The sequence below is a fragment of the Microcella sp. genome (genome assembly GCF_046293215.1).
Taxonomy (GTDB): Bacteria; Actinomycetota; Actinomycetes; order Actinomycetales; family Microbacteriaceae; genus Microcella.
Genome location: NZ_JBKBPI010000013.1, coordinates 1 through 12,443 on the forward strand (window position 1 = coordinate 1; position 12,443 = coordinate 12,443).

Consider the following 12,443-nt stretch of genomic DNA (forward strand, 5'->3'; position numbering starts at 1 on the left):
GGTCGGGTTGGTTTTTCAGCATGTGCCGAAGATACGGCGCGGGTCGCGTTGCGTCAACTTTTGCCGATTCATCGGCGTGTCGTGGTGTGAGTTGGTCTTGCGCCCTCACGCCCTAGTGCCGTAACATCGGCATCATGACTATTCAGACAATCCGGCCAACCTTCACCAAAGGCGACCGGCTACGCAAAGCACGCGAGCTGACAGGGCTCGACCAAAAAGCCTTCGCAGAAACGATGGGCCTCCACCGCGACTCCGTACGCAAATACGAAACGACCGGCCAGATCAAGAAGTACGTCCTCAAAGCCTGGGCCGAAGAAACCGGCGTAGACGAGGACTGGCTAGAGCACGGAGACGAACCTCAGCCTTCAGATTAGAAGGCTCCTGCTCTATCCGCTGAGCTACGAGGGCTTTACCGCGTTCAGGGTACCGGAGCGGCGCGCCCCCGCCGCGGATCCGGGCCGTCTGCCTACCGTGGATGACATGACGTACGAGCGTTGGATCCGCGTTGCGGAATGGCCGATCGCGTCGGCCGCTGTCGTCTTTCTCGGCGTGTATTCGTGGCTGGTGATCGGGCAGCCGACCGGCACGACGCTGATCGTGCTGGATGTGGCACTGCTCATCCTGTGGGTCGTGTTTGCGGTCGACTACGTGGCGCGGCTGGCACTTGCTCGCCCCCGCGCGCGCTGGTTCTGGCGAAACATCCCGCTGCTGCTCATGGTCGCGCTGCCGTTTTTCCGCCCCCTGTACCTGCTGCGCCTGCTCACCCTGCTCACGGTGCTGCGGAAGGCGACCGGGTCGGCGTTCCGGGGGAAGGTCACCGTCTACGTGACGGTCTCGGCGCTCGTCATCATTCTCATCGGCGCTCTGGGCGTGCTCGACGCCGAGCAGAACGTCGACGGCGCGCTGATTACGACGTTCCCCGATGCTCTCTGGTGGGCGCTCGTCACCATCACCACGGTCGGCTACGGCGACCTCTACCCGATCACCGGCACGGGCCGCATCATCGCATCGGGGTTGATGATCGCGGGGATCGCGCTCGTGGGGTCGGTGACGGCGACGCTGGCGTCGTGGTTCGTGGATCGCATCAAGGAGGTCGACGAGCAGGCGAAGGCCGAGCGAGAAGCGGGCCTCAGCGGCGAGGGGGCGTCAGCGGTCAGCGACGGCGGCGAGAGCGGTGAGAAGCCGCGGTAGCGTCGGCACGCCTTCGGCGCGCAGGTGCTCGTCACCGTTTGCCGCGTAGATGACGGTCGTCGGGGTCGAGCGGATCCCGAGGTCAGCAGCGCGCTCCTGGTGCGCCGCGACGTCGCGTTCGACGACCTCCAGCGCGGGTACGAGTCGCTGCGCCTCGGCGATGACGTCGCGCGCGCGGTGGCAGGGGTCGCAGAACGCTGACGTGTAGAGCTCGAGTCGCACGGCCCCATGCTACGCCGCGCTCCCTCGGCGAACCGCGGATGAACAGTGCGTGACGGATGCTCGCCCTGGGCCGATTTCTCGGGTCGCGACCCGCTCGAGGCAGCACACTGCTCTCGTGAAGGCATGGATGCGCGTGCGAGCCCTCGGTGATTCCGCCAGCTCCCTGCGCCGTGCGGCGGGCACCGATCACGTTCGGGAGGCTCTGTGGACGTGGGTGGACCGCCTCGCGATCGGATTGGATGCGGTCGCCGCACCACGCGCATCCGACCCGCCGGCGCGCGCCTCGCGGCCGTGTCCGGTCGTGGACGTGCGATCGTACGCTCGCGAGGGGGCGCGCGTCGCCGACGTCACCGGCGCCCAACTGGACGCGACGCTCAGCGATCTGCCCGACCTGGTGACGATCATGACCGGCTCGAGCGAACTCGTCGCCGGTCGCGCGAGCCCGGAAGCTCTCGCCGCGCTCGTCGACCACGCAGTGGCCCAACTGCGGGGCGTGGGATGCGATGTGGTGCTCGTGTCAACCCTGCGGGCGTCGTCGCCGCTGATCCCCCGCCGACGGGTGGAGCGCAGCGCGGAGTTCACGGCCGAACTCTGGTCGATCGCCCGGGAACGCGGCGCGACGGTGGTGGATGCGTGGAGCATCGCCGAGGTTCGCGCTCGGCCGTTCGGCGCGATCGAGCGACTCACCCTGGAGCCGGCCGGGCATCGAATTCTCGCTCGGCGAGCGATCGAGGCGCTCGGTGTTCCCTACCGCGACGGGCTTCCGCCGCCCGTGTCAGAAGCCGCCGGTAGACTGCCCGGGTGAGTGCAGCCAACGACCGTCTCGTCTGGATCGACTGCGAGATGACGGGGCTCGACCTCGCCGTCGACGAACTCGTCGAAGTCGCCGTCGTCATCACCGACTACGACCTCACCCCCGTGCATCCCGGCTTTTCGATCGTGATCGCCCCCTCGCCGACGGCGCTGGCGAACATGAGCGACTTCGTCCGGCAGATGCACGAGTCATCGGGCCTGCTCGACGAGCTGGCTTTGGGCGCCGACCTTCCCGACGCCGAGAAGGCGGTGCTCGACTACATCGTCGAACACGTTCCGACCGCCGGCGCCGCCCCGCTCGCGGGCAACACGATCGGCACGGATCGCGCCTTCCTGCAGCGCTCGATGCCGTCGGTCGACGCGCACCTGCACTATCGCTCGGTCGACGTGTCGTCGATCAAGGAACTGGCCAGACGCTGGTTCCCGCGCATCTACTTCAACGCCCCCGAGAAGAATGGTGGCCACCGCGCTCTGGCCGACATCCTCGAGTCCATCCGCGAACTCGCCTACTACCGTCGCGCGGCTTTTGTGGCCGACCCCGGGCCGACAACGGAGACACTGCAGGTCGTATCTGGTGAGGTCGTCGACGACTGGGCCGCCCACCTGCCCGTGGTGCGCGGCGGGCACTAGCCTGTACTACCATTGACCGGTCGCCGTTGTGCGACGCTCGGTGGGTATAGCTCAGTCGGTAGAGCGCCTGGTTGTGGTCCAGGAGGTCGCGGGTTCAAGCCCCGTTACTCACCCCAGCTAGCACGAGGCCCCGCAGTACTGCGGGGCCTCGTGCCGTTCTCGGGTGCGCATAACCGACGTGCGAGACAATGGGGTGATGACCGCCGCACCGCTTCCCGCCCTCGACGACCAGGTCGTGGAGACGCCCCAGCACGCGGCCGAAGTGCCGTGGCGAACGGTGGTCTGGAACGACCCCGTGAATCTCATGAGCTACGTCTCGTGGGTGTTTCGTCGCCACTTCGGACTGGATGCCGCCACCGCCGAGCGTCGCATGATGCAGGTACACACCGACGGGCGGGCGGTCCTCGCCGAGGGCAACCGCGAGCAGATGGAGCGTCACGTCGAAGCCATGCACGAGTACGGGCTGTGGGCGACCGTTGAACGGGTCGAGCGGTGAGGGGCTTCCAGCCGCACGATGGCGGCTACCAGGCCGTGCTCGAACCGTACGAGGCGACGATTCTCATCTCACTGGGCGAGCAGCTGCAGCAGCTCCTGACCGACGGGCTGGGCGGCAACACCGCGGCCGACGCGGCACTGCACCGGGTTCTTCCCGACGCGTACCGCGACGATGACGAGGCCGCGCTCGAGTGGCGCGAACTGAGCCGCCGCGGCCTTATCGAGCGCAAGAGAGCGTTCGCCGCGACGATGACCACGGCGTTGCACGCGATCGCCGCCGGCGACGGCCCCGCTCCCCTCTCGGTCACCGAGAGCGAAGCCGTCGACTGGATGCGCGCCATCGGCGATCTGCGCCTGATCCTCGCCGACCGGCTCGGGATCGTCGTCGACGGAGACGAGGGGGCGAGCGACCCGCCCGAAGCGGCCGACCTGTACCGGTGGCTCGCCTGGATTCAAGACGACCTGGTGAGGGCGCTCGATGGCGGACGATAGCGGCACCGAGCATCCCGAACCGCTGTCGTTGACGGAAGCCGAGTTCGAACAATTGGTGGTCGACGAACTCGATGCGCTGCCCGATGACATGGTGGACGGCCTCGACAACGTGATCTTCGTCACGGAGGCGCGACCGGAAGACGGCTCGCTCGACCTGCTCGGCCTGTACGAGGGCGTGGCGCTGACCGACCGGGGCCAGTACGGCTTCGGCGAACTGCCCGACCGGATCATCCTGTACCGCGAGCCGCTCATGGCCCACGCCGGAGGCGACCTGGATGAGCTGCGCGAGCAGATTCACGTGACGCTCGTGCACGAGATCGCTCATTTTTATGGAATCGATGACGAAGAACTGCATCGCCTGGGGTGGGGCTGAATTAGCCTTGCGGTATGGGGGCAGGACGACGCATCGGACGAGTGATCAGCGGGCTCATGGCCTTCGCCGTCGCGGCGGGCGCCGTGTATGCCGCTGGAGCGATGCTGAGCCCCATTCCGCCGCTTGAGGTGGTCGAGCGCAGCATTGAGACCGGCGGAGAGGCCGGCGCGGCCCTGGAGCTGCCCGACGTCGGCGCCTCCGCCGTCGTCTTGCCGACCGGCGACCCCATTACAGCCGGCGACGACGGTCAACGACCCATCGCGGGCACGGCGCGGCTGATTCTTGCCCACGTCGTACTCGACCGCGAGCCGCTGGAGGTGGGGCGCACCGGTCCGGCACTCATCATCGACGCCGGGCACGTCACCCGCACCCGAGAGTTGGCCGGCGCCGGTATCCGCACTGTCCCGGTGTTCGTCGGCGAACCGTGGACGCGGCGTGACCTGCTCGTTGCCACGCTGCTCGGCTCAGGCAACAACCTCGCCGAGTTCCTCGCCATCGACGTTTTCGGCGATCTCGGCGCCTACCAGTCGGCGGCGCGAGCCTGGCTCGACGCGAACGGCCTCGAGAACACTCAGGTCGCCGACGTGTCGGGCATCAACCCGGGAACGACCGCGACGGCCTCCGACCTTGCGCTGCTTGCCCAGCTCACTGCGCAGCAGCCCGTGATGGCCGACATCTACGCGCTGCGGCCCTCGACCGTGTCGACCGGGGCGAGCTTCAGCGACAACACGCGCTTCCTGCCCGAAATCGGCGCGAACGGCTACGTCAACACCTACACCGACGAGGCGGGGGTGTGCATTCTCACCTCGGTGCAGATCGCCGGCACGACCGTCACGATCGCGCTGTACGGCCAGCCCAGCTACCCCGCTGCGGAGGAGGCCCTGCGCTCGGTGGTGACCGCGCTGGAAGAGAACCTGCGCACCACGACGATCGTCTCACCGGGCGACACGGTCGCCGAGTACGTTTCCGACTGGGGTCAGACGGCCCGCATCGTCGCGAACGACACGGTGGAGACGACCGCGCTCAGCCCCGGGGAGGTCGAGGTGACCTTCGAGATCGACGAGCGCACGACCGTGCTGCGCGGCACCACCGTGGGCCGCATGGTCGTTACCACCGGCGACGGCCGATCCGTCGTCATTCTCGAGGCGGCCGACACGATCACGGAACCGGGGGTCGGCTGGCGCTTCGCCGATCCGTTCACGGTCATCGACCGCTGGAACCGCTGATCACCTCGTCGGCCAGCGCGCGCGGCCGGTGCAGCCGGGCGTGCCACTCCTCTTGACGCGCCCATCGCTCCCACTGAGCAGCGAACAGTTCACCGTCGCGCTCAATCGCGCGGTGCCTCCGCTCGGCGTCGTCGAGTTCGACCCAGATGGCGCGCGCCGCGAGACGCTTCGCCGCCGGACCAATCGCCCCACAGCCCTCGATCACAAGAGGGCGGCCGCCGTCAACGTCGACCCAGTCGGCGGCGGATGCCCGTGCCCAGTCCCACCGCCGGTACCGCGCTGGACCGCCCGCGGCGAAGGGGCGGATCACGTGGGTGAGGACGTGGTGCTCCGCCGCTTCTAGTCCATCCCAGCCCGGGTACACATCGTCGAGGCTGAGGAGCGTGGCACCCTCGCGGTCGGCGAGCGCGCGACCGATCGTGGTCTTGCCCGCGCCCGAACGTCCGTCAATGAGGATGATCGGGGGCGCGCCGCTAGCCAAACTCGCGCCCCGTCAGAATGCTGTTCCACTGGCCCGTCGCCACGGCCGCGATGGTCGCAATGACGGCGATGCCGAGCGCGACGGTGAGTGTCGCGGTGTCGATCGCGCGCCAGGGCGCCGGGCGCGTCCACGTGCGCGTGACGGGCGCACCGAAACCCCGCGCCTCCATCGCGACCGCGAGTGCCGCTCCACGGCGGATGGCGAGCACGAGCAACGCGAGCACGAGACCGGGCAGCCGGCGCAGCCGTGACCGGTCCCCGAGGCCCCGCGCGCGCCGGGCACGTTCGAGCATGCGCATGTCGGTGCCGAGAAGCCCGAGCATGCGCAGGGCCGCAACCGCTCCGAGCACGAAACGCGCCGGAAGGCGCAGGGTTTGCGCGAGCGCGTCGCCGAAGCGGGTCACGTCGACGCGGGCGAACAGCGCGACGGCGGGAATGCCGATCGCGAGCACACGCAGAACGGTGGCAATCGCGAGCTCGATGGAGCCGTCACTGATGCGGACGAACAGGAACTCGACGTAGACCTGGCCGCGGGTCTGGCCGTAGAGCAGGATCGTGAGGCCGGACAACGGTGCGGCGATCCACACGGGGGCCGTGCGGCGAATCAGCGTGCGCGCGTCGACGCCGAGCAGCGGCAGCAGGAGCACCTGCAGGGTCACAGCGACCGCCGCCGACACGATGTCGATCGTCGCGACGAGGATGAGGGCCGGGAACAGGCCGGCAGCGAGCGCCGCGACCGGATTGAGCCGGCTGAGCAGTGGCTCGCGCGCCGTCGAGCGCTCGGGTTCCGAGGGTGGTGTCTCTGCCGTCTCGCGCGCCGGGCCGTCCGCGTCGTCGCCCGAGCGTGTCGTCAGCCGGAGCTCGCGCGCGCCCAGGGCGGCGATGAGTTCGCGGTCGTGCGTGGCCATAATGACGGCACCGCCCCGGTCGCGGTGCTCGGCAAGCAGCGCGGCGAGTTCTGCCCAGGTGCGCCGGTCTTGACCGAACGTGGGCTCGTCGAGGATCAGCACGCGGGGGCCGGCGGCGATCGCGGTCGCGACCGAGAGTCGTCGTTTCTCACCACCACTGAGCCGGTACGGGCTCGTGCCTCCGCGGCGCGCGAGCCCGAGTCGGTCGAGCAGCTCGGCAGGCACGGTGCCCGTGCCGAGGGCGAGTTCGTCGCGCACCGTGGCGGCGACAAACTGATGTTCGGGGTTCTGGAAGACAACGCCGATGGCCCGCGAGAGTTCGACGGAGCTCAGCTCCGCCGGGTCGCGCCCGTCACCCGTCGTGACGACACCCGCCGCGCGCGGCAGCAGCCCGGCGAGGGCGAGGGCGAGGGTCGATTTTCCGGCGCCGTTCGGGCCGGTGATCGCCACGATGTCGCCCTCGCGCACCGTGAGGTCGACGTCGTGCACGACCGGCGCGGCCCCGACGGGACCGGCCGTCACCCCCCGCGCCTGCATGAGCACGGCGCGGTCGACGATCGGCGTCACCGCGGCGGGCGGATGCACGGGCGGCCGGTCAAGAACCCACACTCCGCGATCGGCGAGCGCCGCTCCCTCGCGGTCGAGCACGTCGGCGGGGTCACCGTCGGCAACGACGGTGCCGCCGTCGAGAACGATGACGCGGTCGATGTGGTCGCGCCAGACGTCGACGCGGTGCTCGATCACGACGAGGGTGAGTTGGTGCCGCTCGACGGCGGCGATGACGGCCTCGACGATCTCGCCGACCCCCGCGGGATCGAGCTGCGCGGTCGGCTCGTCGAGCAGCAGCGCGCCGGGTTCGAGCGCGAGCACGCCGGCGAGGGCGAGCCGCTGCTGCTGGCCGCCCGACAGTTCGGGCGTTCGGCGGGCGGGCGTGATGTCGAGGCCCACCCGGTCGAGGGCGCCGTCGAGACGCTCGGCGATGACGGGCACCGGCACGCCGAGGTTTTCCGGGCCGAAGGCGAGGTCGTCGCCGGCGCGCTCGAGAACGATGCCGGCCTCGGGGTCTTGCAGCAGCAGTCCGACCCGGCCACGGGCATCCAGCGGGTCGCGGTCGTCGACCGTGATGGTGCCGCTTCGATCGCCGTCGTCATCGCCGCCCAACACCCCGGCGAATGCCTGCAACAGGGTGGATTTGCCGCTACCGGAGGCGCCGAGCACCAGCACGCGTTCGCCGGGTTCGATCGTGAGATCGATGTCGGCGAGCACCGGGGCGCGGCGACCGCGCGGACGCCAGCCGAAGCCGTGCGCCGCGAGCCGAGCCGCCCTGGGCTGCGTGAGGGTGCCGGCGCCCGCCGGTAGCGCTGAGGTCACCGGGTCGCGGCGGGCTCGCCGTCGGACGCCGGTTCAGCGGGGACATCGTCGAGGTCGTCGTCACTGCCCCGTTCGCGGCCGGCGGCGAAGCGGTCGAGGGCGCCCGTTCGGGCCAGCGCTCGCATGGCCAGCCACGACAGCAGTCCGGCGATGATCGCGCCCGAGGCGATGCCCGAGATGGCGTAGACGGTGGCGAACAGGGCGCCCGCCCCGGCGTACCAGAGGGTCAGGTCGAGGATGACCATTCCGACGCCGGCGCCGGCTCCAGCGAGCATCGCGGCGACGATGCCCCACGCCTTGTACAGCAGGATCGCGAACACGATCTCGGCGCCAAGACCCTGCACGAGTCCGGAGAGCAGGGTCAGCGGCCCCCACTGGTTGCCGAACAGGGCCGACACGGTCGCGGCGACCATCTCACCGTAGATGGCGGCACCGGGCTTGCGCACGATGAGCGCCGTGAGCACGCCGCCGATGAGCCACACGCCGTGGACGCTGCCTTGCACGCCGGGCAGGAGAGCGCCGAGGGCGCTGCCGATCGGGTTGTAGGTGAGGTTCCAGGCGAAGAAGACGAGGCCCACGGCGACGCCGACGATGCTGGCGACGACGATGTCGACGACGCGCCAGCGTAGGCGGCCGAGGCTGCGCGTCGAGCGCGCCTGGGGGGCGGAAGATGCAGTCATGAAACGTGCCTTTCGTTGGGGTGCGCGCGCGTGGCACGCACCGTTTCCCGTAACGGCACGGGTGCGAGATGTCCTCCCTGCGCCGGCATGACCCGGATCAGGTTCGACGGTCGAAGCCCGAGCGGCTTCCTCTCAGCCCGACAGTCGGGCTCCCGTGTACGCAGCCCAGTGTACGCCTCGCCGATGGGCCGGTGGGCCGCCGCTCAGTAGACTCCGGTCATGGCTGCGACGGCGGGAGAGAGCGACGAGCTGGAGACTCTCGTTCGCCGAGTGCTCGACGATGCGGCCGACGAGTCGGAAGGGCGCCACCGGGTCAGCCTCCTCCTCTCGGCGGCGCAGGCCGTCACCCGAGACCTCGACCTGACGACGGCGCTGCAACGCATCGTGGAGGCCGCCCGCCAGTTGGTGCGGGCCCGGTACGGTGCCCTCGGGGTGATCGCCCGCGACGGCAGTCTGGAGCGCTTCCTGCACTCCGGCCTCGACGACGAGACGGTCGCGCGACTCGGTCCGCCGCCGACGGGGAGGGGCATCCTCGGTGCGGTCATCGCCGACGACGCCACCATTCGCCTTCCCCGCCTGTCGGACGACCCGCGGTCCGTCGGCTTCCCTGAGCACCATCCCCCCATGAACTCGTTTCTCGGCGTTCCGATTCATGTCGCAGGCGAGGCGTTTGGCAACCTCTACCTCACCGAGCGCGACTCTGGCCCCTTCGATGACCTGGACGCGAGCGTGATCGCGAGTCTGGCCGCCATGGCCGGCACTGCGATCGCCAACTCGCGCTTATATGCGCGCTCTGAGCGCTCCCGGGTGTGGCTGGAGGCCGCCGAAGAGATTTCTCGGCGCTTGCTCGCGGGCGAGTTGTCGGCCGACGACGGGCGCGCCATCGTCGCTGCAGCGATGGCGCTGACCGGCGGCACCGCCGAGGCGATCACGGTCGACGACGATGATCGGCTCGTGGTTGATCCGCACTCGGATGCACGCGGCGGCACGCGCGATTTCGCTGACGATGAGGCCACGCTCACCCGCTTCGTCGAATCCGTCACGATTGCCCGCGAGCTCGCACGCGCGCGGGTCGATGAGCAGCGCATCGCCCTGTCGGACGAGCGCGACCGCATCGCACGCGACCTGCACGACCACGTCATCCAGAGTCTGTTCGCCGTTGGCCTCAGTCTGCAGAGCGTGGTGGGCGACCCGACAACGCCGACGGGGGCGCGCATCGCCACCCAGGTTGACGCGATCGACTCAACGATTCGGCAGATCCGTCAGGCGATCTACCGGCTCTCCGCTCCCCCATCGGCCACCGCGTACAGTCTGCGCGCGCGCATCAACACGCTTGTGCGGGAAACCCTCGAGGGCGAAGACCTGGACTCGGGCCTGGAGTTTCAGGGGCCGGTCGACACCCTCGTCAACTCGGAACTCGGTGACGAGGTCGTCGCCGTCGTGCGTGAGGCCCTCTCGAACGCCGTCCGTCACGCCCAGGCGCGCCGCGTCGACGTGGCGGTCGCGGTCCAGGGTGCCGAGGTCAGCATCCGGGTCGTCGACGACGGGCGGGGGCTGGGGCAATCGACCCGGCGGTCGGGCCTCGACAATCTGCGTGGCCGAGCCGTCGAGCGCGGCGGAACCTTTGCCGTCACCTCGCCCCCGACGGGCGGTACTGAGCTGCTGTGGCGCGTACCCTGGGGAGCATCATGACCACCCCCGTTCGCGTGTTCCTTCTCGACGATCACGAGATTGTGCGGCGCGGCCTGGCCGACCTGCTCGACGCAGAAGACGGAATCGAGGTGGTCGGTGAGGCGGGCCAGGTCGCCGGGGCCGCCGAGGCGATCCTCGCTACTCAGACCACGGTTGCCGTGCTCGACGGACGGCTGCCGGATGGCAGCGGCATCGACGTGTGCCGCGATGTGAAGTCGGCGAATCCCGACATCGGCTGCCTGATCTTGACCTCCTACGACGATGACGAGGCCGTCTTCGCGGCCGTTCTCGCGGGCGCCAACGGCTACCTGCTCAAGGAGGTTCGGGCGACCCGGCTCGTCGAGGCGATCCGGCTGGTGAACGCCGGTGCGACGCTCCTCGAGCCCGCCGTCGTCGAGCGGGTCACCGCGCGCGTTCGCCAGGCGGCGAACGAAACGACGCCGCTCGACGGGCTGACCCGCCGCGAGACCGACATCCTCGCCCTCATCGCCGAGGGGCTGTCGAACCGAGAGATCGGCGCGCGCCTGTACCTCGCCGAAAAGACGGTTAAGAACTACGTGAGTGGCATCCTCGCCAAACTCGGCATGCAACGCCGTACGCAGGCGGCCGTCCTGGCGGCCGAGTGGCTGCCCAAGCGCTCGCCGTCGGATTCGTAGCGCCACGCGCACACCGCGAGCATTCTGAGAGGGCGTCCAGGGCCCACAACTAGCCTCGGCGGTTCTTCTGCGCCCGCCCCCGCGGGTGCTCGATCACGGAGGAACGCATGTACGCAACGACCGAAACCGCCACGCCACAGACACTGATTGACCTCGCCACCGCTGAGCCCGAACTCGCGGTCAGCATCCTCGTGCCGATGGCCACGACCGGCAAAGAGACGGCAGCGAACAGCACGGTGCTGAAAAACGCGTTGCGTGATGCGGGCGAGCAGTTGAGCGAGGCGGGAGCGGATGACGACGAACGTGCCGCCCTTCTCACCCCGGTGGCCGCCCTGCTCGACGACCACGAACTCTGGCAGAACCAGGGTGCAGGTCTCGGTGTGTTCGTGGCCCGCGGTCATTCCCCGCGCCTCATTCGGCTTCCCATGGAGGTTGACGCGCAGGTGAGCGTCGGACGCCGTTTTCGCATCGCCCCGGCACTGTCGCTCCTCGACGCCGACGATGCGTTCTTGATCGTCACGGCCACGCACGACAGCGCCCGGCTCTACAGTGCGTCGCGCGCGGGGCTTGGCGAGCAACTCGACGCCGGACTGCCCGACAGCGCCCAGGATGACGCCGTCGAGAACGACTACGAGAACCCGGTGCAGGCGAGCCCGCCGCTGCGGCCCAACACGGGCACGGCGACCATCAGCAACGCCCAGGTTTACGGTGACGCCCCGCCGGAGTGGCGCGAAACACGGCAGCACGACCACGCGCAGGCCATCGTGCAGGCGCTCAGCGCTGCGACAAACGACCGGCACGAGCGCATCGTGCTCGTCGCGGGTGCAGACATGCTGGGGCTGCTGCGACCGAGCGGGCTCTTTTCCGCGGACGTCGAGCACAACCCCGACGCCCTGTCGGCCGAGGAGCTGCACGCCCACGCCGTTGCGGCGATCGAGGCCCAGCTGAACGAGCAGCGGGCTGACGCTGTCGACAGCGTCGCCGCGTCGCTGGGGCGTCACGACGGCTCGGCGACGAGCGATCCGGCCGAGCTACTCACCGCCGCGCTCGAGGGCCGGGTCGGCACCCTCGTCGTCACGACTGAGGCTACGACGCGTCAGGACGAGGACCTCGATGAGCTGCTCAGTGCGGTACTGGCGACGGCGGCCCGCATCGTTGTGACGGACGAGGATGCGCCCGCTCCGCTGAGCGGCCTGCTGCGCTACTAGCGACCG

General features: G+C 69.6%; 15 protein-coding genes, 1 tRNA gene and 1 riboswitch. Of the genes, 12 read left to right on the forward strand and 4 right to left on the reverse strand.

All coding sequences use genetic code 11. The features are described 5' to 3' along the window. Positions 1-134 precede the first annotated feature (134 nt). Together ACK4SC_RS11010 and ACK4SC_RS11015 are read left to right on the forward strand one after the other, a co-directional pair. Positions 135-374 carry a helix-turn-helix domain-containing protein gene (locus ACK4SC_RS11010; RefSeq protein ID WP_409617929.1) on the forward strand — a complete coding sequence of 80 codons (240 nt, stop codon included), beginning with the start codon at positions 135-137 and terminating at the stop codon, positions 372-374. Between the two features lie 106 nt (positions 375-480). Further along, positions 481-1,191, forward strand: coding sequence for a potassium channel family protein (locus ACK4SC_RS11015; protein WP_409617931.1), 711 nt, complete (start codon positions 481-483; stop codon positions 1,189-1,191). Here the strand turns inward: ACK4SC_RS11015 and ACK4SC_RS11020 are convergent. Continuing rightward, a complete protein-coding gene (locus ACK4SC_RS11020) occupies positions 1,147-1,413 on the reverse strand; it encodes a glutaredoxin family protein (RefSeq protein WP_409617933.1) in 267 nt (88 codons plus the stop codon). The two genes, ACK4SC_RS11015 and ACK4SC_RS11020, sit on opposite strands and share 45 nt — an antisense overlap. Positions 1,414-1,528: 115 nt before the next feature. Between ACK4SC_RS11020 and ACK4SC_RS11025 the strand changes: the two genes are divergently transcribed. The 7 genes from ACK4SC_RS11025 to ACK4SC_RS11055 all read left to right on the forward strand — a co-directional run bounded on the left by ACK4SC_RS11025 (position 1,529) and on the right by ACK4SC_RS11055 (position 5,442). Then, positions 1,529-2,218, forward strand: coding sequence for a GDSL-type esterase/lipase family protein (locus ACK4SC_RS11025; RefSeq protein ID WP_409617935.1), 690 nt, complete (start codon positions 1,529-1,531; stop codon positions 2,216-2,218). Further along, positions 2,215-2,856, forward strand: coding sequence for an oligoribonuclease (gene orn / locus ACK4SC_RS11030; protein WP_409617937.1), 642 nt, complete (start codon positions 2,215-2,217; stop codon positions 2,854-2,856). Before ACK4SC_RS11025 ends, orn begins: the two co-directional genes overlap by 4 nt. 40 nt (positions 2,857-2,896) lie before the next feature. Further along, positions 2,897-2,972 (forward strand) — tRNA-His (locus tag ACK4SC_RS11035). Between the two features lie 80 nt (positions 2,973-3,052). Beyond that, positions 3,053-3,352, forward strand: coding sequence for an ATP-dependent Clp protease adapter ClpS (gene clpS, locus ACK4SC_RS11040; protein WP_409617939.1), 300 nt, complete (start codon positions 3,053-3,055; stop codon positions 3,350-3,352). After that, positions 3,349-3,843, forward strand: a complete 495-nt coding sequence (locus tag ACK4SC_RS11045; protein ID WP_409617940.1) for a DUF2017 family protein — start codon at positions 3,349-3,351, stop codon at positions 3,841-3,843. Before clpS ends, ACK4SC_RS11045 begins: the two co-directional genes overlap by 4 nt. Continuing rightward, complete coding sequence (locus tag ACK4SC_RS11050) at positions 3,830-4,216, forward strand: metallopeptidase family protein (RefSeq protein WP_409617942.1); 387 nt, start codon at positions 3,830-3,832, stop codon at positions 4,214-4,216. The genes ACK4SC_RS11045 and ACK4SC_RS11050 overlap by 14 nt, the downstream gene beginning before the upstream one ends. Positions 4,217-4,230: 14 nt before the next feature. Further along, complete coding sequence (locus ACK4SC_RS11055; RefSeq protein WP_409617944.1) at positions 4,231-5,442, forward strand: hypothetical protein; 1,212 nt, start codon at positions 4,231-4,233, stop codon at positions 5,440-5,442. Here the strand turns inward: ACK4SC_RS11055 and ACK4SC_RS11060 are convergent. Genes ACK4SC_RS11060 through ACK4SC_RS11070 form a run of 3 tightly spaced genes read right to left on the reverse strand, consistent with a single transcriptional unit; the run spans position 5,420 to position 8,881 of the window. Beyond that, positions 5,420-5,923, reverse strand: a complete 504-nt coding sequence (locus tag ACK4SC_RS11060; RefSeq protein ID WP_409617946.1) for an ATP-binding protein — start codon at positions 5,921-5,923, stop codon at positions 5,420-5,422. The two genes, ACK4SC_RS11055 and ACK4SC_RS11060, sit on opposite strands and share 23 nt — an antisense overlap. Further along, positions 5,916-8,201: an ATP-binding cassette domain-containing protein gene (locus tag ACK4SC_RS11065; RefSeq protein ID WP_409617948.1), complete on the reverse strand. Its 2,286-nt coding sequence runs from the start codon at positions 8,199-8,201 to the stop codon at positions 5,916-5,918. The genes ACK4SC_RS11060 and ACK4SC_RS11065 overlap by 8 nt, the downstream gene beginning before the upstream one ends. Next, positions 8,198-8,881, reverse strand: a complete 684-nt coding sequence (locus ACK4SC_RS11070; RefSeq protein WP_409617950.1) for an ECF transporter S component — start codon at positions 8,879-8,881, stop codon at positions 8,198-8,200. Before ACK4SC_RS11070 ends, ACK4SC_RS11065 begins: the two co-directional genes overlap by 4 nt. Positions 8,882-8,938: 57 nt before the next feature. Continuing rightward, positions 8,939-9,047, reverse strand: a riboswitch (TPP riboswitch). Positions 9,048-9,100: 53 nt separating this feature from the next. On the opposite strand from ACK4SC_RS11070, the gene ACK4SC_RS11075 reads away from it, so the two are divergent. From ACK4SC_RS11075 to ACK4SC_RS11085, 3 genes are all read left to right on the forward strand, one after another. After that, a complete protein-coding gene (locus ACK4SC_RS11075; protein ID WP_409617952.1) occupies positions 9,101-10,573 on the forward strand; it encodes a GAF domain-containing protein in 1,473 nt (490 codons plus the stop codon). After that, positions 10,570-11,229, forward strand: coding sequence for a response regulator (locus ACK4SC_RS11080; RefSeq protein ID WP_409617954.1), 660 nt, complete (start codon positions 10,570-10,572; stop codon positions 11,227-11,229). Before ACK4SC_RS11075 ends, ACK4SC_RS11080 begins: the two co-directional genes overlap by 4 nt. A 107-nt stretch (positions 11,230-11,336) precedes the next feature. Further along, complete coding sequence (locus ACK4SC_RS11085) at positions 11,337-12,437, forward strand: hypothetical protein (RefSeq protein WP_409617956.1); 1,101 nt, start codon at positions 11,337-11,339, stop codon at positions 12,435-12,437. Positions 12,438-12,443: the final 6 nt, after the last annotated feature.